This window comes from Actinoplanes sp. NPDC049118, from assembly GCF_040648555.1.
Classification (GTDB): Bacteria; Actinomycetota; Actinomycetes; order Mycobacteriales; family Micromonosporaceae; genus Actinoplanes.
This window is the reverse complement of sequence record NZ_JBEZDY010000008.1, coordinates 203,271-225,407: the sequence shown is the minus strand read 5'-3', so window position 1 is coordinate 225,407 and position 22,137 is coordinate 203,271. Positions and strand designations below refer to the sequence as shown.

Annotated in this window: 19 protein-coding genes; 12 read left to right on the top strand and 7 right to left on the bottom strand. The window is 71.1% G+C overall.

The features are described from left to right. Window positions 1-4: 4 nt before the first annotated feature. Genes AB0B58_RS15020 through AB0B58_RS15005 form a run of 4 tightly spaced genes read left to right on the top strand, consistent with a single transcriptional unit; the run spans window position 5 to window position 1,628 of the window. Complete coding sequence (locus AB0B58_RS15020; protein WP_360223670.1) at window positions 5-634, top strand: type II secretion system F family protein; 630 nt, start codon at window positions 5-7, stop codon at window positions 632-634. 18 nt (window positions 635-652) lie between these two features. Next, the gene (locus tag AB0B58_RS15015) at window positions 653-835 is read left to right on the top strand and encodes a DUF4244 domain-containing protein (protein WP_360223668.1); all 183 of its coding nucleotides are present in this window, start codon (window positions 653-655) and stop codon (window positions 833-835) included. Further along, the gene (locus tag AB0B58_RS15010) at window positions 832-1,242 is read left to right on the top strand and encodes a TadE family type IV pilus minor pilin (RefSeq protein WP_360223431.1); all 411 of its coding nucleotides are present in this window, start codon (window positions 832-834) and stop codon (window positions 1,240-1,242) included. Before AB0B58_RS15015 ends, AB0B58_RS15010 begins: the two co-directional genes overlap by 4 nt. Beyond that, window positions 1,239-1,628, top strand: coding sequence for an Rv3654c family TadE-like protein (locus tag AB0B58_RS15005; protein WP_360223428.1), 390 nt, complete (start codon window positions 1,239-1,241; stop codon window positions 1,626-1,628). The genes AB0B58_RS15010 and AB0B58_RS15005 overlap by 4 nt, the downstream gene beginning before the upstream one ends. 225 nt (window positions 1,629-1,853) lie before the next feature. Here the strand turns inward: AB0B58_RS15005 and AB0B58_RS15000 are convergent, their stop codons facing one another. From AB0B58_RS15000 to AB0B58_RS14980, 5 genes are all read right to left on the bottom strand, one after another. Continuing rightward, window positions 1,854-3,122, bottom strand: coding sequence for a hypothetical protein (locus AB0B58_RS15000; protein WP_360223425.1), 1,269 nt, complete (start codon window positions 3,120-3,122; stop codon window positions 1,854-1,856). Then, the gene (locus AB0B58_RS14995) at window positions 3,122-3,655 is read right to left on the bottom strand and encodes a sigma-70 family RNA polymerase sigma factor (RefSeq protein ID WP_360223422.1); all 534 of its coding nucleotides are present in this window, start codon (window positions 3,653-3,655) and stop codon (window positions 3,122-3,124) included. Before AB0B58_RS14995 ends, AB0B58_RS15000 begins: the two co-directional genes overlap by 1 nt. 165 nt (window positions 3,656-3,820) lie before the next feature. Beyond that, window positions 3,821-4,435, bottom strand: a complete 615-nt coding sequence (locus AB0B58_RS14990; protein WP_360223419.1) for a hypothetical protein — start codon at window positions 4,433-4,435, stop codon at window positions 3,821-3,823. Window positions 4,436-4,515: 80 nt separating this feature from the next. After that, the gene (locus AB0B58_RS14985; RefSeq protein ID WP_360223416.1) at window positions 4,516-5,289 is read right to left on the bottom strand and encodes a hypothetical protein; all 774 of its coding nucleotides are present in this window, start codon (window positions 5,287-5,289) and stop codon (window positions 4,516-4,518) included. Between the two features lie 297 nt (window positions 5,290-5,586). Beyond that, window positions 5,587-7,956, bottom strand: coding sequence for a DEAD/DEAH box helicase (locus AB0B58_RS14980; RefSeq protein ID WP_360223413.1), 2,370 nt, complete (start codon window positions 7,954-7,956; stop codon window positions 5,587-5,589). Window positions 7,957-8,097: 141 nt separating this feature from the next. Here AB0B58_RS14980 and AB0B58_RS14975 point away from each other — a divergent pair, with 141 nt between their 5' ends. From AB0B58_RS14975 to topA, 6 genes are all read left to right on the top strand, one after another. Further along, window positions 8,098-8,469: an STAS domain-containing protein gene (locus AB0B58_RS14975; protein ID WP_360223410.1), complete on the top strand. Its 372-nt coding sequence runs from the start codon at window positions 8,098-8,100 to the stop codon at window positions 8,467-8,469. Continuing rightward, the gene (locus AB0B58_RS14970; protein ID WP_360223407.1) at window positions 8,466-8,906 is read left to right on the top strand and encodes an ATP-binding protein; all 441 of its coding nucleotides are present in this window, start codon (window positions 8,466-8,468) and stop codon (window positions 8,904-8,906) included. Before AB0B58_RS14975 ends, AB0B58_RS14970 begins: the two co-directional genes overlap by 4 nt. Window positions 8,907-9,224: 318 nt before the next feature. Then, window positions 9,225-11,591 carry a sodium-translocating pyrophosphatase gene (locus tag AB0B58_RS14965; RefSeq protein ID WP_360223404.1) on the top strand — a complete coding sequence of 789 codons (2,367 nt, stop codon included), beginning with the start codon at window positions 9,225-9,227 and terminating at the stop codon, window positions 11,589-11,591. Between the two features lie 76 nt (window positions 11,592-11,667). After that, window positions 11,668-12,198, top strand: a complete 531-nt coding sequence (locus tag AB0B58_RS14960; protein ID WP_360223401.1) for a hypothetical protein — start codon at window positions 11,668-11,670, stop codon at window positions 12,196-12,198. Between the two features lie 16 nt (window positions 12,199-12,214). Then, a complete protein-coding gene (locus AB0B58_RS14955; protein WP_360223398.1) occupies window positions 12,215-13,024 on the top strand; it encodes a hypothetical protein in 810 nt (269 codons plus the stop codon). 197 nt (window positions 13,025-13,221) lie between these two features. After that, window positions 13,222-16,047, top strand: a complete 2,826-nt coding sequence (gene topA / locus AB0B58_RS14950; RefSeq protein WP_360223395.1) for a type I DNA topoisomerase — start codon at window positions 13,222-13,224, stop codon at window positions 16,045-16,047. A 30-nt stretch (window positions 16,048-16,077) separates the two neighbouring features. On the opposite strand, the gene AB0B58_RS14945 is transcribed toward topA, so the two are convergent. Beyond that, entirely contained in the window at window positions 16,078-17,391 is a 1,314-nt protein-coding gene (locus AB0B58_RS14945; RefSeq protein ID WP_360223392.1) for a D-arabinono-1,4-lactone oxidase, read from the bottom strand. A 137-nt stretch (window positions 17,392-17,528) separates the two neighbouring features. Between AB0B58_RS14945 and AB0B58_RS14940 the strand changes: the two genes are divergently transcribed. Further along, a complete protein-coding gene (locus AB0B58_RS14940; protein ID WP_184998019.1) occupies window positions 17,529-18,158 on the top strand; it encodes a TetR/AcrR family transcriptional regulator in 630 nt (209 codons plus the stop codon). A 4-nt stretch (window positions 18,159-18,162) separates the two neighbouring features. On the opposite strand, the gene AB0B58_RS14935 is transcribed toward AB0B58_RS14940, so the two are convergent. Further along, window positions 18,163-19,368 (bottom strand): amino acid deaminase/aldolase, encoded by a 1,206-nt coding sequence (locus AB0B58_RS14935; protein ID WP_360223389.1) that lies wholly within the window; start codon window positions 19,366-19,368, stop codon window positions 18,163-18,165. A gap of 242 nt (window positions 19,369-19,610) precedes the next feature. Between AB0B58_RS14935 and tmk the strand changes: the two genes are divergently transcribed. Next, window positions 19,611-22,136, top strand: coding sequence for a dTMP kinase (gene tmk / locus AB0B58_RS14930; RefSeq protein WP_360223386.1), 2,526 nt, complete (start codon window positions 19,611-19,613; stop codon window positions 22,134-22,136). Window position 22,137 lies beyond the last annotated feature (1 nt).

Here is a 22,137-nt window from a genome sequence, read left to right as displayed (position 1 = left end):
GCGGTTGTCGCGGCTGGACGGGGCGTCGCCGGTCTCGCCGGGCCGGGCTCCGCGGATCCTCATCGCGGTCGCCGCCGGCGCCGGGATTGCGGCGTTCATCGGGCGCTGGTGGGCGGCCGCCCTCGGTGTCGCCGCCGGGTTCGCGGTCGAGCGGTACCTGCGGCGCCGGGAGCCCGCGCAGGTGCGGGACGCGCGGCTGCGTGCCGTCGCCGACCTGCCGCTGAGCTGCGACCTCCTCGCCGCCGCGCTGCGGGCCGGTGCTCCCGTCGACCGGGCGGTGTCCGCCGTCGCCGAGGCTCTCGGCGGTCCGCTGGGGGAGCGGCTCGACCGGGTCGGCCGATCGCTCCGGCTCGGGGCCGACCCTCCGGAGGCGTGGGCGCACCTGGCCGACGTTGCCGGCGCGGACCGGCTCATCGCGTCCGCGGTGCGGTCCAGCGCCAGCGGCGGGGCCCTAGCCCGCGCGCTGACCCGGCTCGCCGACGACCTGCGCGGCGACCGGGCCGCGGCCGCCGATGCCGCCGCCCGCCGCGCCGGGGTCCTCATCGTGCTGCCGCTCGGGCTCTGCTTCCTGCCCGCCTTTGTGCTCGCCGGCCTCGTGCCGGTGGTGGTCGCCGTCCTCGGCGACGTCCTGTGACAACCCGACAAGAAGGAGATCCACGTGCGCAGACTCATCGCCCGCCTCGCCGTCCTGCGAGGCGACGAGGGCATGAACACCGCGGAGTATGCCGTCGGCACGCTCGCCGCGGTCGCGTTCGCCGGCGTCCTCTACAAGGTGCTCAGCAGCCCGAGTGTGCAGGCGGCCCTGACCGGGGTCATCAACGAGGCCCTGAAGTGAGCGGGCGCCGGTGGCCCGTCCGCCCGCGGGCGCACGGCCGCGATCGCGGGGCGTTCACCGCCGAGCTGGCGGCCGGGCTGCCGGCGCTCATGCTGCTCCTGCTCGCGGGCCTCACCGCGGTCGGCGCCGTGACGGCGAAGGGCCGGTGCGTCGACGCGGCCCGCGAGGGCGCGCTGCTCGCGGCCCGGGGTGGACCCGGCGCCGACGACGCCGCCCGGATCGCACCCGCCGGGGCACGGATCGATCTCTCCGGGGACGCGGACTCGGTGACGGTGACCGTCCGCGCGCCGGTGCCGATCCTCGGCGGCCACCTCCCGGCGATCACCGTCGGGGCATCCGCGACCGCCGCCCGGGAACCGGACGGCACGGGGCGTGGCGGAGCGGGCACGGCGGGAGTCGTCCGATGAGATCCCGGCGGCGGGATCGCCCGGCGACGGGCGGGCGAGACCGCGGTGCGGCTTCGATCTTCGTACTGGCGATCGGGCTGGTGCTGGTCGCGGCCGGGATCGCCGGGGCGGCCGTCGGCGCGGCGCGAACGGGACGGCACGTCGCCCGGACGGCGGCCGATCTCGGCGCGTTGGCCGGCGCGGCCCGAACCGTCGAGGGCCACGACGCGGCCTGCTCCCGAGCGGAGCGCTTCGTGACCGCGAACCTCGGCCGGCTGACCTTCTGCCGCCTCCAAGACCTCGACATCGTGATCGGGGTCGAGGTGACCATGACACCACTGCCCGGCCTGACCCGCCGGGCAACGGCGGCCGCACGCGCGGGCCCGATCACCGCGCCGGCCGGCTGACCCCATGATCTCGGCCGCGGACGGCCGAGCGGGTGCCCCGGATCGCGAACGCCCCGCGGACGGCCGGAGCGTCCGTGACACCGTTCGCGCCGGTGGCGGTCATCGTCGCCGATCTGCCCCACCGCTGGACGACGCCGCGCCGCTGGCCCTGAAGGCCGCGGACCAGTACCTGGATCCGATGCCGGACCCGCCGATCGGCGGGTCCGGCGCGCCGGTCTGCCGTGGCTACCGGCCGAGCCAGTCCGCCCCGAAGTCGGTGATGGAGTTCGGGGCGAGCGAGCAGGCGTTGGTGGTCAGGTCGCAGCGTGCGTCGCGTGGGGTGTCGTCGGAGTCGGCCTCGGAGAGCAGAACGTCGCCCGGCCCCAGCCAGGACGGATTCTGGCCGGGGACGGGCCAGGGCCGGACCTCGCCCCGGCTGAGGTCGAGGACGCCGAACCTGCTGCCGTCGTCCCACTCCAGCGACACGTACCGGCCGTCGGGGGAGACGGACCCGGCGAGGCTCCAGTCGTTGCAGTTGGCTGCGGTCACGGTCGCGTCGGCATCCAGCTTCTGCAGGCATCCGGTGGCGTCGTCCCGGGCCACCAACCCGCCGGCGACGGCGAACACGGAGCCGGCGCGTACCGGGATCTGCTCGCCCTTGCCGGTCCAGGGAGAGCGCCAGGCCAGGCTGGTCGCGTCGCCGGGCTTGCCGCCGAGCACCAGGACGGTGTCGGACGCCCACGCCACCTGCGTGAATCGGCCGGCCATCCGGTGGGTGACGCGGCCGGAGGCGACGTCGACCAGCTCCACCGCCGGTTCACTCTGCTGGCTCTTCTTGCCGAGCCAGGTGCTCAACGCCAGCGTCGTGCCGTCCGGGGAGACCGCGTAGCTGCCCACCTCGGGTGCGTGGTGGAGCGTGCGCCGGGTGTTGTCCGCGGCGACGAGCTCGAAGTCGACGTCGAACAGGCCGTCGCCGCCGCCGGTGCCGGCCACCGCGATGAACACGCCCGCGGGGCGCTGCGCGACCAGGTGCACCGCCTTCGAGCCGGAGAACCGGATCGGGCCGGCCTGGGTCACCAGCGTCGGTACCTTCGCGAGTTCCGGCACCAGCTCCGGATCCACCGTGTACGGGACCGGCGGCGTCACCTGCTGGCCGACGGCCAGCTGGTCGTACGTCCGCGGCTCGTGCTCCGCGAGGCCCAACCGCCACAACGGGTGCGTGCCATCCGCCTTTCCGACGGTCGGTCCGGTCGGCCCGGCCGGTCCGGGGGATACCGCCGGATGTGTGTTCCCGCTCATCGACGGGATCCCGACGGCGATGCCCACCGCGACGGCCGCGACGGCCACGCTGGAGGCCGCCGCCATCAGCCAGGTGGTGTGCCGGCCTCCGGACCCGAATCGCAGGGACTTGCGCGGTGGGGCGGTGGCCGGGTTGTGCAGTCGCGCGGCGACCGGGTCGGCACGCTCGCTCGCCTTGGTCAGCACGTTCGTCAGGCGCTGCTCGAGCTCGTCCATCACCGCGCTCCCTTCTGATCCTCGGTAACTGTGCTGTTGTGCTCCTCCAGCGCGGCCGCGAGCCGGGCGTGAGCGCGGTGAGCGCTGGACTTGACCGTTCCGGCGCTGACGCTCAGCACGCGCGCGATCTCTACCTCGCCCAGGTCGCACCAGTACCGCAGCACCACCACCTCGCGCTGCCGACGGGGCAAGGTCTGGACCAGCTCCCACAGCCACCCGTCCTCGATCGGGGCTGGACCGGCCTGCTCGGGCGGGGCCAGGCGCGGCGCGAACCGCCGAGCCACGGCCCGGCGGCGCAGCAGGCTACGCGACCGATTCACCACCGCCGTCCTGGCATACGCCATGGCGGTGTCCGGGCGTACGTCGGCCCACCGGCGATACAGCTCCTCCAACACGTCCTGTGTCACGTCCTCGGCATCGCCCAGATTCCCGACGAGCAGGTAGGCCAGCCTTGTCAGCTGCCGCCCGCTGTCGTGGAAGAAGCCGGTAAACGTGACCCGAGCTTCCTCGGGTGCATCACCTGCCACGTTCACACCCGCTCTCGTCTCCACCCTCATGCACCCCATACGCCCGAGCGGTCGATCAGGTTGACCGCCCGCCGACAATTCTCAATCTTTCATCCGCCGAAGACGGAAATCCCCGGCTGCTGTCCGCCGGTAGCGGGGACAGCAGCCGGGGATCGGCTCAGCGTCGTGGCGTCAGCCGAACAGCTTCTGGTCGAACGCCTGCTGCCAGGGCGGCGCGCAGATCTGCCAGGCGCTGTTGTACCGCTCCACGAGCGCCAGCTCCTCCTCCGACGTGCCGTGTTCGCCCTGGGCGATGCCGGGAGGGGCGACGTACGGGTCGAGGCTCACCGTGAAGCCCGCGCCGCTCATGCAGGCGACGTAGACCCGCGATGCCGCTTGAACCTCGGGGCTGGCCAAGGCGGCGCGCTGCGCCTCCTCAACCTTGGCGCGTCCCTCGGCTCCGCCCGACGCCTCGAAGTCGATCTGTGTGCTGCAGTCGTTCACGGCCTGCGTCCAGATCTCCTTCTCCTGGTCCGTCATGCCGGCCAGCAGCGCGTTGTTGGGATCCTCGGCCACGGCCTTCCTGTTCTGCACGGCGATTTCCGCAAGGACGTCGCCGTTGAAATCCTCCGGCGGGATGATGCTGAAGGCGTCCGCGACATCGTCATGCGTCAGGGTGGCGTCGTAGCTGAGGCTCTTGCCCTGCACACAGGCGCCAACCTTCAGGTTGGTCTTCCGGTACGTGTTGAGCAGTTGTTTGGCCTGTGCCAGCGAGTCCGTTGATGTGGCGGCGAACGCGTTGCCCACCAACTGTCCCGCGATCAGAGTCGCGGTGATTCCGAAAACGACTACGGCGTTACGAATTCTCATCTTCGACAATCCCCCGGTCAGCTCGTGACTTTCAGCTTGGCGCTGGACGCGCCGTAGATCGGCCGGTCCCACAGGCCCTTGAGGTAGGTCCGGTCAGACTGATTGATCTTGATGCAGCCTTGGGATTTGTAATTTCTCTCCGCCCAGCTCCCGCCGTTACCGCCCTGCGAGTGGATGAACAGCTCCGTGCGGTTGGTCCCGTCGCTGCACCTCTTGTTGCCCAGACTCCACACCGAACCCTTGACGACATCGCTGTCCGTCTGGTGGTTCCGCTCGTAGCGCGCCGGGTAGTCCCCGTTCGGCAGCCAACCATGGTTGGTGCGGCACGAGTCGGACGACCCGTCGCCCGATCCGGCCTTCAGCTTCACCCTGTGACGGGTCGCCATCAGCGTCGACCCGCAGTAGGCCGCACCCGTGTAGTACGCGTAGAGGGTGCCGTACGGTGCGTCCCCCTTGTTGAACGTGAAGCTCGGTTTTGCCTTGGTGCTCTGGCAGGTCGCCGTGACCTCATCGGTGTAGGCGTGGGCCTGTGTGATCTCTGCCGTTCCCATTGTCAGACCCAGTAGGGCCGCCACCAGATAGGCGGTTCCTAGTCGTGACGCGCGCAATTTCCCCCCCGTTATCCCGTAAGTGAGATGGATTTCATCCGCTCGTGGATGCGGTGCTCGGCAGCGACGCCGCATTAGCCAATGGGTTTGTGTCAAATGGCCGAACATGCCGAACGGCATGACGACGAAATCCAGCGGGGCGCACCTGTCGGTCGCCTTCGCCTCAAAGCTTTTGGCCGCCAAGACCGAAGCCGGCTCACGCCGGCACTGAACGCTCCTGACGTCTCGCCTTGCTAAAAGGTTCCTCCGTCTCGTCGGCATGACTCGCCCGCATTAGGGCGCACTGCTCCCCATTGACGCGCATGAGTTGACCGCGCCGATGAAGAGCACTGTAGATCTTCAGATCGTGCCTCGTGGCCCCGACCGAACAAAGCCGTATACTTTGGACACTCTGCATCCGCAGCGAACGGCCACGATGCTGGGCCGGCCCGCCGCACGGTCTGCCTGACCCCAACGCCTCAAACGTTCATGGTCACGGCACTAGCTTTCGACGGGTGGGAGGCTGCCGAGGAGTGCGTCCAGGACGGCGACGGCGCCGTTCTTGTCCAGCGGGTTGTTGCCGTTGCCGCACTTCGGCGACTGCACGCACGACGGGCATCCCGCCTCGCACCCGCACGACGCGATCGCCTCCCGGGTCGCCGACAGCCAGGCGGCCGCCGTCCCGTACGCGCGTTCCGCGAAGCCCGCCCCGCCCGGATGCCCGTCGTACACGAACACCGTCGGCGCCTCGGTGTCCGCGTGGTTCGCCGTCGACAGGCCGCCGATGTCCCAGCGGTCGCAGGTAGCCATCAGCGGCAGCAGCCCGATCGCCGCGTGTTCCGCCGCGTGCAGCGACCCGGGCACGTCCGGCGCCTGCACCCCGGACGCCGCCAGCAACCCCGGGGAGACCGTGAACCAGACCGCCACCGTGCGCAGCTCGCGGGGCGGTAGGTCCAGCGGCCGGGTGTCGATCACCTCGCCCGAGCCGATGCGGCGTCGCTGGTACGAGACCACCTGGTTGGTCACGTCCACCTCGCCGAGGAACAGGCCGACCGGGCCGGCGTCCACGTACTCGCGGACCGACACCACCGACAGCTCCGTCACGTCGCGGGCGTGTGTCGACCAGTCCGGCTCGGCCGCGCGGACCAGCGCCACCGCGTCCTCCAGGTCGAGGTCGTCCACCACATAGGAGGCGCCCTGGTGCAGGTAGACCGCACCCGTGTGCAGCATCACGTGGGACGAGCCCTGGTCCACCGTGCCGAGCAGGCGGCCGGTCGCCGACTCGACCACCGACACCGGGGTGCCGCCCGTGCCGCGCAGGTCGACCTCCGGTCTGCCCCGGTGCGTCCAGTACCATCCCGACGGGCGACGGCGCAGCGCACCCGACGCCGTCAGCGCCTCGGCAGCCGCCCGCGCGGGGTCGCCGCCGAACAGCTCGAGGTCCGCCTCCGTCAGCGGCGCCTCGGACGCCGCGCGGCAGAGCTGCGGGCCCAGCACGTACGGGTTGGCCGGGTCCATGACCGTCGCCTCGACCGGGCGGCCGAACAGCGCCTCCGGGTGGTGGACCAGATAGGTGTCCAGCGGATCGTCGCGGGCCACCAGCACCGCCAACGCCTCGCCGCCCGAGCGGCCGGCGCGGCCCGCCTGCTGCCAGAGTGACGCCCTCGTGCCCGGGTAGCCGCAGATCAGCACGGCGTCCAGGCCCACCAGGTCGACGCCGAGTTCCAGCGCGTTCGTCGAGGCCAGCGCCAGCAGGTCGCCCGAGAGCAGGGCCCGTTCGATGGCTCGCCGGTCCTCCTTCAGGTAGCCCGCGCGGTACGCCGCCACCCGCTCTCCCAGGCCCGGTACCGCCTCGTCGAGGCCCCGCCGGGTCATGGCCGCGACGACCTCCGCGCCGCGCCGGGAACGGACGAACGCCAGCGTCCGGATGCCGGCCACGACCGCGTCCGTCAGCAGATCGGCGGTCTCCCGCAGCGCCGAGCGGCGTACGGGCGGCATCTCGATCTCCAGGTTCTCCAGGGACGGGGGCAGCAGCGGCGGCTCCCACAGCACGAACGTCACCGCACCGCGCGGCGACGCGTCCTCGGTCACCGGCGCCACCGGCAGCCCGGTCAGCCGGGATGCCGCGTCGCCCGGGTCGCCCGAGGTCGCCGACGCCAGGATGAACGTCGGGTCGCCGCCGTAGCCGGCCGTCACCCGGCGCAGGCGGCGCAGGACGTGCGCCACGTGCGAGCCGAAGACGCCCCGGTAGGCGTGGCATTCGTCGATCACCACGTACGAGAGCCGGCGCAGGAAGGTGGCCCAGCGGGCGTGCCCCGGCAGCAGCGCGTGGTGCAGCATGTCCGGGTTCGTCAGCACGAACCTCGAGTGCCGGCGGATCCATTCGCGCTCCTCGCGCGGCGTGTCACCGTCGTATGTGGCCGTCCGCACCCCGTCGAGGCCCAGCCGGGCGAGCGCGCGAGACTGGTCCGCCGCCAGGGCCTTGGTCGGCGACAGATACAGCACCGTCGCTCGCGGGTCGTCCAGCAATTTGCTCAAAGCGGGCATTTGGTACGCCATCGACTTGCCCGAAGCGGTGCCCGTGGCCAGGACGACGTGGCCACCCTCGTGCGCCAGCGTCGCCGCCGCGGCCTGGTGCTCCCACGGCTCCGCGATGCCCAGGCCCTCGTACGCGGAGATCAGCGCCGGCGCCGCCCAGCCCGGCCACGGGGCCGTACGCCCTGGTCGAGCGGGTTCCCGCCGCACGTGGGTGACCGGCGAATCACCCGCCGGGGCGACGGCGTGTGCACGCAGCCGGTGCAGCAGTTCGGCGGGTCCGAGCCCGGGAGTCGCGCCGCGTGCGGCCGGAATGCCCGGGACGGTCGTGGTCACAATCTGCACTGTGACACCGCTATGGCCCGAACCTCAAACGGGTACGACGGAGGTGCCGACGCGCCGGTCCCGGAGCGGCGGTGGTTAGATTCGCTGTGGAGATCGGCTGCCTGAAGGCTTGCCCCCGAGGGAGGAGGACCGATGGAGCTGTCGCTGACGACCCGGGCTGTCGGCGAGCACACGGTGCTCGACGTCGGCGGTGAGGTCGATGTGTACACCGCGCCCCGCCTGCGTGAGCGCCTCGTCGAGTTGGTCGACGGCGGCTCGCGCAACGTGGTCGTGGATCTCGCGCGCGTCGACTTCCTCGACTCCACCGGCCTCGGTGTGCTGGTCGGAGCGTTGAAGCGGCTGCGGGCCGCGAACGGTACGTTCGGCCTGGTCTGCTCGAAGGAGCCGCTGCTCAAGATCTTCCGGATCACCGCGCTCGACCAGGTGTTCCCGATCTTCCCCTCCGTCGAGGCGGCCATCTCGACGTCGGCCGGAGATGGCGACGACATCCACCCGTCGGCGTGATGGCAACGGTTCGGCTGTCGTTCTCTCCCGCGCCGGTGCATGTCCGCACCGCCCGGCTGGTCGGCGTGGCGGTGGCCCGGCGGGCGGGGGTCGCCGAGGAGCTCCTCGATGAGGTCCGGCTGGCGATCGGCGAGGCCTGCACCCGCGCGGTCGCCCTGCACCGCCAGTACAACCTGCCGGACCTGGTCATGGTGGAGATGTCCGACTCCGACGCGTACACGGTCCGGGTCGTGGACCGCGCGCCGATCGAGGCGAGCGTCGGGCTGGCCAAGCTGCCGCCCGACGAGTTGGCCGACGAGTCGCTGACCGATGAGGCGCTGACCACCGGCGTCGGCTTCGCGCTGCTTGCCGGCTTCGTGGACGACCTGCAGGTGCGCCCGGTCGACGAGGGCGCCGGCACCGAGGTCTGCATGGTCTGGCCGGTACACCGCCGCTGACCGCGAATGACAGGGTCCGCGCGGGTGAAATTTCCGCGGAGATCCGCACTTGGCGCGGGGCCGGGTGACACCGGACAAGGGAGCGGAGCCTAGGCCGTAACCGATTCCGGCGCCAACCACTAACACAGCGGTAAACATCACCACGACACGGCCGGATCCGGGTGTGACCACTGACACGTCTGGCCGATACAGTACGCCGGTAATCAGCTACTGCTCCCTGGTCCCGCGTCCGCGGGCCCGGGTGTCGTCTCCCCGAGCAGGGAGTGCGCCCGCGGTTTCGTCCGCTGTCGGGTGCGTTCGGCGTACAGGAGGACATGGATGTCCGGGACCTCCGTATACCTCGCCGCGGAAAGCGGCGGGGTGTCCCTCAGCAGTGAAAACGTCACCTACGTCATCGTCGCGATCGCCTTCGCGCTGGTGGCGTTGGCCTTCGCTGCTGTTTTCGTCAAGACGGTGCTCGCTGCCGGCCGCGGCACGACCAACATGCAAGACATCGCGGGGGCGGTGCAGGAAGGCGCGTCCGCGTACCTGTTCCGGCAGTTCAAGACCCTCGCCATCTTCGTGGTGATCGCGGTCGTGCTGCTGTTCCTTCTGCCGGTGCACAACACCGACAGTGAAATGGCGGTGAAGATCGGCCGGTCGCTGTTCTTCATCGTCGGTGCGGTCTTCAGTTCGTTCATCGGCGGCGCGGGCATGGCGCTGGCCACGCGGGCCAACCTGCGGGTCGCCGCGGCGGCCGGCGAGGCCGGCGGCCGTGAGAAGGCGATGGGCATCGCGTTCAAGACCGGTGGCGTGGTCGGCTTCCTCACCGTGGGCCTCGGCCTCTTCGGTGCCGCGCTGGTCGTGCTGATCTACCGCGGCGACGCACCGACCGTGCTCGAGGGCTTCGGCTTCGGCGCCGCGCTGCTGGCCATGTTCATGCGGGTCGGCGGCGGCATCTTCACCAAGGCCGCCGACGTCGGCGCCGACCTGGTCGGCAAGGTCGAGCAGGGCATCCCGGAGGATGACGCGCGTAACCCCGCGACGATCGCCGACAACGTGGGCGACAACGTCGGCGACTGCGCAGGCATGGCGGCCGACCTCTTCGAGTCGTACGCGGTCACGCTTGTCGCGGCCCTGATCCTCGGCCAGGCGGCATTCGGCCAGGACGGCATGATCTTCCCGCTGATCGTCTCGACGGTCGGCGTGGTCATCGCGATCGTCGGCGTCTTCATCACCCGGCTGCGGGCCTCGGACAAGAACGGCCTCACCGCCATCAACCGGGCGTTCTACATCTCGGCCGTGCTCTCCGCCGTCACCGTGGCGATCGTCAGCTTCGTCTACCTGCCGAACAGCTTCGCCGGGTTCGACAACGCCGCCAGCATCGACCCGCTCGTGGTCGCCAGCGGGCGCAACCCGCAGTGGGTCGCGATCGGTGCCGTCGTCATCGGCATCGTGCTGGCCGCCGCCATCCAGGCACTGACCGGCTACTTCACCGAGACCGAGAAGCGCCCGGTGCAGGACATCGGCAAGTCGTCGCAGACCGGCGCGGCCACCGTCGTGCTGGCCGGCATCAGCGTCGGCCTCGAGTCGGCCGTCTACTCGGCGCTCCTCGTCGGCGCCGGCGTCTTCGGCGCGTACCTGCTCGGCGGCACGTCGATCACGCTGTCGCTGTTCGCGGTCGCGCTGGCCGGCACCGGCCTGCTGACCACGGTCGGCGTCATCGTCGCGATGGACACCTTCGGCCCGATCTCGGACAACGCGCAGGGCATCGCGGAGATGTCCGGCGACATCGACGAGAACGGCGCGCGGATCCTGACCGAGCTCGACGCGGTCGGCAACACCACCAAGGCGATCACCAAGGGCATCGCGATCGCCACGGCCGTGCTGGCCGCGACGGCGCTGTTCGGCTCCTACACGAACACCCTGAGGTCGTCGCTGGCGGACGCGGGCCTCTCGGCCGAGCAGATCGGCGCGGAGGTCCTCGGACTGCTGAACATCTCGAACCCGCGCAACCTGGTCGGCCTGCTGATCGGCTGCGCGGTGGTGTTCCTCTTCTCCGGCCTGGCGATCAACGCCGTCTCCCGCTCCGCGGGCGCGGTCGTGATGGAGGTACGCCGCCAGTTCCGCGAGTTCCCGGGCATCATGGAGCGCACCCAGCGCCCCGAGTACGGCAAGGTCGTCGACATCTGCACCCGGGACGCCCAGCGCGAGCTGCTCACCCCCGGTCTGCTCGCCATCCTGGCGCCGATCGCGGTGGGCTTCGGCCTGGGCGCCGGCGCGCTGGCCTCCTACCTGGCCGGTGCGATCGGCGCGGGCACCCTGATGGCCGTCTTCCTGGCCAACTCGGGTGGCGCGTGGGACAACGCCAAGAAGCTCGTCGAGGACGGCGCATACGGTGGCAAGGGCTCTGAGGCGCACGCCGCGACGGTCATCGGTGACACGGTGGGTGACCCGTTCAAGGACACCGCCGGCCCGGCCATCAACCCGCTGCTCAAGGTGATGAACCTGGTGTCGTTGTTGATCGCACCGGCCGTGGTGACCCTCACCATCGGCGATGATCAGAACAATGCGGCGCGGATCACTCTCGCGGTCGTGGCGGCGCTGATCGTCGCGGGTGCGGTCATCTGGAGCAAGCGCAAGCCCATCTCCATGGGCGAGGACACCCCGGCCGCGGAGAACCACTCGGAGCGCATCAGCGCCTGATCGGATCGACGCGTCAGGAGGGCGCCCGGCACTCGCCGGGTGCCCTCCGCCGCGTGATGGCCGTACGCTGCAAACCATGCGCACGGCCCGCTTCGCATCCTCACTCATCGTTCTTTCGCTCGTCGTGACACTGGGTGGTTGCGCCGGCGGTCCCGCACCCCGCGCCTGGGCCGCCTCGGTCTGCACGGTGCTGTCGCCCTGGCGCAGCGAGATCGGCACCCTGGCGACCCGTACCCAGCAACAGATGACCGCCGAGACGACGCCGGCACAGGCCAAGGAGAACCTCATGCGGCTCTTCGGCGGCGCGGAGTCGGCCAGCGAGAAGGCCCGGGCCGGCGTGCAGCGGGCCGGCGTGCCCGACGTCGACGAGGGCAAGGAGGTCGCGGACGGCTTCACCGCGTCACTCGGTGCGATGCGCGACGCGTACGGGCGGGCCAAGACGGGGGTCGAGGCGCTCGCGACCAGCCCGTCCAAGGACTTCTACGCCAAGGTCGCGTCGGTGGTGGAGGTCCTGAACACCGAGTACAGAGAGAGCGAGCTGGACACCAGCCGGCTGGACTCCGAGGAGCTCAAGAAGGCGTTCGACGAAGCGCCGGAATGCCGATGACGGAGTGCCGCTGACCATGGCCGAGCCCGGGTGGCCGCTGATTCCGCGCGAGGTGCTGCCCGCGCCGGTTCAGCCCGCCCAGCGGGGCCGCCGTCGCACGGTCACCACGGTTCCGGCCGGACGGCAGTTGTCGATCTTCGGGGTCGAGGCGGCGGACCCGTCGCTGTTCGACCTGGTCGGCCTGCTGGCCGGCCCCGGCCGGCTGGGCCGGATGGGCGGTACGGCGCGCGTCTCGGTCCGCGTCGACGCCGCCTGGCGGGTGCACGTGCTGGTGGACGAGCTGGTCTCGCGCGGCCTGGTGGTCAACTGGGCGCCGGTGGCCGGCGACGAGCCGGACGAGCCAGTGGCCGAACTCACGGTCGAGCCGGTGGAGCAGACGATCGCCCCCGACGGGCCGCACGTGCCCCCGGCGGAACTCCCCGAGGAGGACGTCGCGGAGGCGCCGGTAGGTAAGAAGGAGAACGCGGAGCCCCGTACCGTCGCCTTCGAGGTCCGGACCGCGTTCAGCAGCAGGTTGAACGCCCTCGCCCGGGCCTGGCCGCCGGCCGCCGACAAGCTCTTCCTCGGCGGGCCGCGGCTGCGGCTCTGGGTCGCGGCGGCGGGCGAACCGCGGCCTCAGGGATACGCACTTGGTCTGGATCCCGACGGTTTTCTTGACAGGGCGACCGACGCCGCGCTGACCCGGGCCGGGCTCGCGGGCACGATCCAGGCCGGTCCGGCGTACGTGATCGCAGGTCACAGGCGTCTCGCGCGTCTCGCGGAGCTGGTCGGCGAGCGGCCCGCGGCGGCGCCCGAAAGGCTCTGGCCGGGCGGCGCGGGTGCATGATCTTCCCCGATTGTGTACGACACGACGCCATGTTCCCGGTGTACGGTGTCGCCGTCGGACGCATGCGGTGGCCGGACCGTTACCATCCGACTTCTGCATGCCCGGGGAATGTGAGCTCGTCCGGCGCGTTACGTTGAACGTCCGCACGTCCGTCGTCCGCGACGGGCCGCCGAGCGACCGAAAAGTATGGGAGTGCCGTGCCGGAGAAAGCCAGGACGACCCGTCTGGTCATCGTCGAGTCCCCGTCGAAGGCCAAGACGATCGCCGGCTACCTGGGGCCCGACTACTTTGTCGAGGCCTCCTTCGGGCATGTCCGTGACCTGCCGCGCAACGCCGCCGACGTGCCCGCCAAGTACAAGGGCGAGCCGTGGGCGCGGCTCGGCGTCGACGTCGACAACGGCTTCCAGGCGCTCTACGTCGTCTCCTCCGACCGCAAGCAGCAGATCGCCAAGCTGACCAAGCTGGCCAAGGAAGTCGACGAGATCCTGCTCGCGACGGATGAGGACCGCGAGGGCGAGGCCATCGCCTGGCACCTGGTCGAGACGATCAAGCCCAAGGTCCCGATCAAGCGGATGGTCTTCCACGAGATCACCAAGTCGGCCATCCAGGCCGCCGTCGCCAACCCGCGCGAGATCGACCGGGACCTGGTCGACGCGCAGGAGGCCCGGCGCATCCTGGACCGCCTCTACGGCTACGAGGTCAGCCCCGTCCTGTGGAAGAAGGTGATGCCCCGCCTGTCCGCCGGGCGCGTCCAGTCCGTGGCGACTCGAATCGTGGTCGAGCGCGAGCGGCAGCGGATGGCGTTCCGCTCCGCGGAGTACTGGGACATCAACGCCCAGCTCTCGGTGCAGGGCAAGGTCGAGGGCACCCGCAACTTCCAGGCGACGCTCATCGCGCTGGACGGCGACCGGATCGCCACCGGCCGCGACTTCGAGCCGACGACCGGCCGGGTCAAGCCCGGCGCCGGCGTCGTGCACCTCGACGGCGACGGGGCCCGCGGGCTCGCCGCGCGCCTCGAGGACCGGCCGTTCACGGTCACCCGGGTCGAGGAGAAGCCCTACCGGCGCCGGCCGTACGCGCCGTTCATCACCTCGACGCTGCAGCAGGAGGCCGCCCGCAAGATGCGCTTCTCCTCGTCGCAGACGATGCGCACGGCCCAGCGGCTGTACGAGAACGGCTACATCACCTACATGCGTACGGACTCGGTGAACCTCTCCGAGACCGCCATCACCGCCGCCCGCCGCCAGATCGCCGACCTGTACGGCCCGAACAACGTGCCGCCGCAGCCGCGCCGCTACACCGGCAAGGTCAAGAACGCGCAGGAGGCGCACGAGGCGATCCGCCCCGCGGGCGACAACTTCCGCACCCCCGGCGAGGTCGCCGGCGAGCTCTCGGCCGACGAGTTCAAGCTCTACGAGCTGATCTGGCGCCGCACGGTGGCCTCGCAGATGACCGACGCCGTCGGTAACTCCGTCTCGGTGCGCATCCGCGCGGTCTCCACCGCCGGCGAGGAGGCCGACTTCGGCGCCAGCGGCAAGACGATCACCGACCCCGGCTTCCTGCGTGCCTACGTCGAGTCGTCCGACGACGAGAACGCCGAGGCCGAGGACACCGAGCACCGCCTGCCGAACCTGGCCAAGGACCAGCCGCTGACGGCCGAGGAGCTCAACGCGGTCGGCCACCACACCTCGCCGCCCGCCCGCTACACCGAGGCCTCGCTGGTCAAGGCCCTGGAGGAGCTGGGCATCGGCCGCCCGTCGACGTACGAGTCGATCATGCGGACGATCCAGGACCGGGGGTACGTGGAGAAGCGCGGCCAGGCGCTGATCCCGTCGTTCATCGCGTTCGCGGTCGTCGGCCTGCTCGAGGGGCACTACCCGCGGCTGGTCGACTACAACTTCACCGCCGCGATGGAGACCCAGCTCGACGACATCGCCGGCGGCGACCACGCGGCGCTGGACTTCCTCACCTCCTTCTACTTCGGCAGCGACCTGGGCGCGGACGACTCGATCGCCAAGGCCGGCGGCCTGAAGAAGATGGTGACCGAGAACCTCAGCGAGATCGACGCCCGCGCGGTCAACTCGATTCCGCTCTTCAAGGACGACTCGGGCCGCAACGTGGTGGTCCGCGTGGGCCGCTACGGGCCCTACCTGCAGCGGGCCCTGCCCGATGCCACCGAGGACGCGCCGGAGGACCGGGTCTCGATCCCCGAGGGGGTCGCGCCCGACGAGCTGACCGTCGAGAAGGTCAACGAGCTCTTCCTCGGCGGCGGCGGCGAGCGCAGCCTGGGCGACGACCCGGCGACCGGCGAGCCGGTGCAGCTCAAGTCCGGCCGATACGGCCCGTACGTCTCCAGCGGCGAGCGTAAGTCCTCGCTGTTCAAGACCCAGGCGCCGGACACGCTGACCCTGGAGCAGGCGCTGCGGCTGCTGGAGCTGCCGCGCACGGTCGGCAAGGACCCGGAGGGTGTGGAGATCCTCGCGGCCAACGGGCGTTACGGGCCGTACGTGAAGCGCGGCGACGACTTCCGCTCGCTGGACAGCGAGGACAAGCTCTTCACCGTCACCCTGGACGAGGCGCTCGCGCTGCTCGCCGCCCCGAAGCACCGGCAGCGCCGCGCCGCGGCCCCGCCGCTGCGCGAGATGGGCCCGGACCCGGTCACCGAGAAGCCGATGGTGATCAAGGAGGGCCGCTTCGGTCCGTACGTGACGGACGGGGAGTTCAACGCCTCGCTGCGCCGCGGGCAGACGCCCGAGGAGCTGACCGTCGAGCAGGCGTCCGAGATGCTCGCCGAGAAGCGCGCGAAGGGACCGGCGCCGCGCAAGAAGGCGGCCGCGAAGAAGGCACCGGCGAAGAAGGCGGCCTCCTCCGCCGAGGGCACGCCGGCGAAGAAGACGGCCGCGAAGAAGGCCCCGGCCAAGAAGGCCGCCGCGAAGAAGGCCACCCCGGTCAAGCGGGCCGCCAACGCCTCCCCAGCGGCGAAGAAGGCCACGCCGGCGAAGGCCCGGGCCAACGCCGAGTAGTCCTGTGGACGGGCCTGTGGATAACTTTCCTCAGGCCCCGAGGACCCGGTCGAGGTATGCGTTGGTGAAGACCCGTCCGGGGTCCAGCTGGTCGCGGACGGCCAGGAAGTCGTCGAACCTCGGGTACGCGCTACGCAGCGAGTCCGCGTCCCGGTAGTGCAGTTTGCCCCAGTGCGGGCGCCCGCCCAGCGGCTCGCAGACCGCCTCGAAGGCCCGGAAGTACGGCTCGTACGGGCTGCCGCTGAACTGGTGCACGGCGACGTAGGCGGAGTCGCGCCCGTAGCCGTGCGACAGCCAGGCGTCGTCCGGGCCGGTGAACCGCACCTCGACCGGGAACTGCACCTTGAACGGCAGCTTCTCGATGATCCGCGGCAGCACCGACAGCACCTCGGGCAGGCACTCGCGGGGGATCTCGTACTCCATCTCGGTGAAGTGGACCCGGCGCGGCGTACAGAAGACCCGGTCGGAGCGGTCGGTGTAGGTCCGGGCCGTCAGGGCGCGGGCGGAGACCGCGCTGATCGCCGGCACGGCGGCGGGGATCGCCCGGCCCAGCCGGCATGCGCCCTGGAAGACGGTGTTCGCCAGGAACTCGTCGTCGAGCCAGCCGCGGAACCTCGACAGCGGACGGTCCGACACCGGCACCCTGTTGTTGCGCTTGAGCTGGGCCCGGTCGGTGTACGGGTACCAGTAGAACTCGAGGTGGTCGTTGCCCGCGATCTGTTCGTCCAGCCCGGCGAGCACCTCGGCCAGCGGCAGCGGCCGCTCGTCGGCGAGCAGCGTGAACGCCTCGACGCAGCGCAGGGTCACCTCGACCAGGACGCCGAGGGCGCCGATGCCGAGCCGCGCGGCGTGGAAGAGCGGTGAGGTCGAGTCGATCCGCTGCACCAGCCCGGCGCCCGTGACCAGCGTTAGCGACTCCACACAGGAGGCCATCGTCGAGTGATCGCGGCCGCTGCCGTGCGTGCCGGTGGAGATCGCCCCGGCGACGGTCTGCTGGTCGATATCGCCCAGATAGGGCATCGCCAAGCCGTTGTCCGCGAGGATCTGGTTCAGCCGGTGCAGCGGCATTCCGGCCTGTACCGTGACCAGATTTCCGGATATCTCCACCAACTCGCCCATGCGGTGCAGCAGGAGCCGGCGGTCGTCGGCCACCGCGATCGCGGTGAACGAGTGTCCGCTGCCGACGGCCTTGATTTTCTGTCCGGTGGCGGACGCCTCCTTGACGAGCGCCGCCACCTCGTCAACGCTGCCAGGGGTCAGCACCTCGACGGCGACGGACTGCTGGTTGCCGCCCCAATTGAGCCAGTGACGCGCGGCTACGGGGGGTGAATTGTCACTGGTCATTACGGCTGAGTCCTCCCGACGAGCGGACAGTCGCACAAAACCGGGAATGCCGGGTGTCGTCGGCGTCCCGTCGATGCTTCTCGCTCGTTGATCCGAGTAACGTTCCGATTATCACTGCTGAGAGGGAGTGGCGACGCGTGTCGACACCAACCGTCACCACCGGACCACTGCGCCGGGTTCCGGTGCAGGGCAGAAGCGTTGCCCGGGTCCAGCGCATGCTCGACGCCTGCGCGGAGCTCGTGGACGAGGTCGGGTACGAAGGCCTGACCACGACCCTGCTCGCCGAGCGGGCCGAGGTCGCCATCGGCTCGGTCTACCAGTTCTTCCCCGACAAGCGGGCCATCGTCCAGGCCCTCGCCATGCGCAATATGGACGCGTACCTGCAGAGTCTGTCGGCACGCTTCGCCAACGAGACGTTCGCCCACTGGTGGGACGGCGTGGACGCGGCGATAGACGCCTACATTCACATGCACCGCAGCGTGCCGGGCTTCCGGACGCTGCACTTCGGCGACGTGGTCGACCTGCACCTGCTCGACGCCGAACGCGACAACAACGCGGTCATCGCCGACCGGCTCGCCGAGCTGCTGGTCGACCAGTTCCAGCTGATGGACCGCGCGCGGCTGCGCTTCGCGCTGCTGATCGCGGTCGAGGCGTCGGATGCGCTGATCAAGCTGGCGTTCCGGCGCGACGTGACGGGCGACGAGGCCGTTCTCACCGAGGCCAAGGCGCTGATCAGGGAATACCTGCACCGCCACGTTCCCGCGTGAGGTCCTAACCGAGGAACGCATGTCCCTCTCCCCGGTACGTCGGGGTCGGCGTGGCCGTGTCGCCGTCGACGAGGTGCACCTCGTTGACGTGCTCGCACAGCTCGCCGGCCTTGGCGTGGCGGAACCACACCCGGTCGCCGGGCCGCAACCGTTCGGCCGCGGCGCCGATCAGCGGCGTCTGCACCTCGCCGGCGCCCTCGTCGCCCCGTAGGCGCAGGCCTTCGGGCAGCCACGGCATCGGCTGGCGCGACGGTCCGGTCGGCCCGGAGGCGATCCAGCCGCCGCCGAGCACGGTCGCGATCCGCGGCGCGGGGCGGCGGACCACCGAGAGTGCGAAGAACGCCGACGGCGTGGGCTGCCAGTTACGGTACGTGTCGAAGAGGGTCGGACCGTAGAGTCCGGAGCCGGCGGCGATCTCGGTGACCGACGGGTCCGCGGCGGTCGCCGCCACGCTGCCGGTGCCGCCGCCGTTCACGAACTCGAGCTCGACGTGCTCGCGGACGGCACGTACCGCGGCCATCCGGCGCTTGAGCAGCTCGGGCAGCGAACGGCGCTGCATCATCCGGATGCCCCGGGCCAGCACGGCCTGGCCGCGTGGCTTGTCGCCGAGGCCGGCGATCTGCGCCTCGTAGGCCATCATGCCGACCAGCCGGAAGCCCTGCCGCTTGACCAGCTTGGCGGCGAGCGCCCCGGCCTGGGCCGCGGAGTGGACCGGCGAGCGCCGGACCCCGACGTGCAACGGCCCGGCGGGGCGCCAGGAGGCGTCCAGCTCCAGGCAGATGCGCACGTCGGGGCGCTGCCCCGGCGCGGCGACGTCGTCGACCAGGTCCAGGTGCGCGGGGTCGTCGACCATGATGGCGATCGCGGCGGCCAGCTGCGGATCCGCGGCCAGCTGCGCGATCGCGGTCCGGTCGACGCTCGGGTACGCGACCAGCACGTCGTCCGTGACGCCGCTGCGTACCAGCCAGATCGCCTCCGGCAGCGTGTATGCCATCACGCCGGACCAGCCGGGACGGGCGAGTACGCGCTCGAGCAGGGCGCGGACCCGTACCGACTTGCTGGCGACCCGGATCGGCTTGCCGGCCGAACGCACCGACAACGCGGCGGCGTTCGCGTCGAAGGCGGCCAGATCGACCACGGCGAGCGGCGTTTCCAGCCGTCTGGTCGCGCGGTCGAGGCGTTCGTGCAGCGCACTGCGTTCGACGATCACGCCAGCAACCTAACCGTTGACGCGCGTATGCGAAACACCTTCATTTTCGCGCCACCCGGATGAGCGCAACCGCGGTGAGCTGCTGCCGCCCGTTAGAGTGCTTCGAGCAGTGACCACGGGGAGGTAAGGCCATCGACACCGAAACGAGTACGGCGCGCAAGGAGGCAGGTCCGGTAGACCTGTCCGGCGCGGCTGCACTGCGTTCCGTCCTGCGGATCCGTCCGTTTCGGCGGCTCTGGCTGGTGCTCAGCGTGGCCTCGTTCGGCGACTGGATCGGCACGCTCGCCACCGCCCTGTTCGCCTCTCAACAGGTGACCGGCAGCGTGGCACAGGGCAGCGCGTTCAGCAGCACGATCGCGATCCGCCTGCTGCCGGCCCTGCTGCTCGGCCCGATCGCGGGCGTGTTCGCCGACCGGTTCGACCGGCGGTACACGATGGTCATCTGCGACATTCTGCGCTTCTTCGTCTACGGCTCGATTCCCGTCGTTGCGCTCCTCAGCGACTCCGGCGGCCTGGTCGTCACCTGGGCGGTCATCGCCACCTTCATCGGCGAGACGATCACCCTGCTGTGGATCCCGGCCAAGGAGGCCGCGGTTCCCAACCTGATCCCCGCGGCCCGCCTCGAGGTCTCCAACCAGCTCACCCTGATCACCACGTACGGCATCACGCCGATCCTCGCCGCGCTCGCCCTGGCCGCGCTGGACGGCGTCGTCCGCGGGCCGATCGGCGGGCTGCCCGACTGGGCCGAGCCGGTGCAGATCGCGCTCTGGATCAACGCGTTCTCCCGGGCCGCCACCGCGGCGGTGGTCTTCTTCGGCATCAAGGAGATCAGCGCCGGCCACCGGGAGCGGCGGGAGAAGGCCGCCGAGACCAGCATGTTCCGCCAGTTCGTCGAGGGCTGGAAGTACATCGGCGGCACCCCGTTCGTGCGCGGCCTGGTGCTCGGCATCTTCGGCGCGTTCGCGGGTGCCGGGATCGTCATCGGCACCGCCCGCTTCTTCACCGCCTCGCTGGGCGCCGGTGACGCCGCCTTCTACCTGCTCTTCGCGACGCTCTTCATCGGCCTCGCGATGGGCATCGGCCTGGGCCCGATGGTCGTCAAGGAGCTGTCCCGGCGCCGCTGGTTCGGCATGAGCATCGTGCTCGCCAGCGGCGCGGTCGGTTTCCTGTCCGTGGCGTTCCACCTGTCCATGGCGCTCTTCGGCGCGCTCTTCGTCGGCGCCGGCGCCGGCATGGCGTTCCTGGCCGGGGTCACCCTGCTCGGCGGCCAGGTCGACGACGAGGTACGCGGCCGGGTCTTCTCCGTGGTGCAGATCGGTGCCCGGCTCGTCCTGCTGCTGGCCATCTCGCTCGCCGGCCTCCTGGTCGGCCTCGGCAGCTCCCGCACCATCTCGGCGGGCAGCGTCTCCGTCGACATCTCGTCGACCCGAATCCTGCTGCTGGTCGCCGGCGTCATCGGCGTCTGGACCGGCGTCAGCGCGTTCCGGCAGATGGATGACAAGCGTGGCGTGCCGGTCCTGGCCGACCTGTGGAGCTCGATCCGCGGCCGTCCCCTTTCCGCCGCCGAGGAGTTCACCCGGCAGGGGATCTTCGTGGTCTTCGAGGGCGGCGAGGGTGCCGGCAAGTCCACGCAGGTCAACCGGCTCTCGGAGGCGCTGCTCAAGGCGGGCCACGACGTCGTCGTCACCCGCGAACCGGGCGCGACCGACATGGGCTCCCGCATCCGCAGCCTGGTGCTCTCCAACGGCGAGGGCGCGGACGCGCCGTCGCCGCGCGCCGAGGCGCTGCTCTACGCCGCGGACCGCGCACACCACGTGGCCACCGTCGTGCGCCCGGCCCTCGGGCGCGGCGCGGTCGTGGTCAGCGACCGGTACGTGGACTCGTCGCTGGCGTACCAGGGCGCCGGCCGCACGCTGCCGGTACAGGAGATCTCCTGGCTGTCGTCCTGGGCGACCGGCGGGCTCAAGCCCGACCTGGTCGTGCTGCTCGACGTGGATCCGTCCGTGGGCCTCGGCCGGGTCGACACCCGCGGCGTCGGCCCGGACCGGCTGGAGAGCGAGTCCCGCTCCTTCCACGAGCGGGTGCGCTACGCGTTCCTGGACCTGGCGTCGGCGGACCCGAAGCGGTATCTCGTGCTGGACGCGGCGCGGCCGGCGGACGAGATCGCCGACGTGGTGGCGACGCGGATCAACGGGCTGCTCAGCTCGGGGGACGACAGCCACCCGGCGCCGGCGTCGACGGCGGTTCCGCCGGGGCCCGACCTGAACGCGCCGGACCTGACGGAGGCCGCGGCGCCGCCGCGCGCCGACCCGGACGAGACGATGGTGATTCGTCCTGGCTCTTCCGTTCCCGGGCCGGACGAGACGATGGTGATTCGTCCTGGCTCCTCCGTTCCTGGGCCCGACGAGACGATGGTGGTCCTGCCGGGTGCCGGGCCGGACGAGACGATGATCGTGCGTCCCGCCACCTCTGTTCCCGGGCCGGACGAGACCATGGTGATTCGCCCTGGCTCCTCCGTTCCCGGGCCCGACGAGACGATGGTGGTCCTGCCGGGTGCCGGACCGGACGAGACGATGGTCGTGCGTCCCGCCACCTCTGCTTCCGAGGCGGACGAGACGATGGTCGTGCCGACCGGTTCGCCCGACTCCTCCGAGGGCGGTGCCGACGACGAGCGGGACGCTCACCCCGACTCCGTGGACGAGGCGGTGACGGAGGACCGGGCCGCCGCCGGGGACGACGAGCCGCCGCAGGTGGGCACCAGGCCGTGAG

Excerpts from the sequence above, each read along its gene's own strand:
- AB0B58_RS15005 (WP_360223428.1), top strand. The coding sequence starts at position 1,239 with ATGAGATCCCGGCGGCGGGATCGCCCGGCGACGGGCGGGCGAGACCGC.
- AB0B58_RS15000 (WP_360223425.1), bottom strand. The coding sequence starts at position 3,122 with ATGGACGAGCTCGAGCAGCGCCTGACGAACGTGCTGACCAAGGCGAGC.
- AB0B58_RS14975 (WP_360223410.1), top strand. The coding sequence starts at position 8,098 with ATGGAGCTGTCGCTGACGACCCGGGCTGTCGGCGAGCACACGGTGCTC.
- AB0B58_RS14965 (WP_360223404.1), top strand. The coding sequence starts at position 9,225 with ATGTCCGGGACCTCCGTATACCTCGCCGCGGAAAGCGGCGGGGTGTCC.
- AB0B58_RS14960 (WP_360223401.1), top strand. The coding sequence starts at position 11,668 with ATGCGCACGGCCCGCTTCGCATCCTCACTCATCGTTCTTTCGCTCGTC.
- AB0B58_RS14955 (WP_360223398.1), top strand. The coding sequence starts at position 12,215 with ATGGCCGAGCCCGGGTGGCCGCTGATTCCGCGCGAGGTGCTGCCCGCG.
- AB0B58_RS14945 (WP_360223392.1), bottom strand. The coding sequence starts at position 17,391 with ATGACCAGTGACAATTCACCCCCCGTAGCCGCGCGTCACTGGCTCAAT.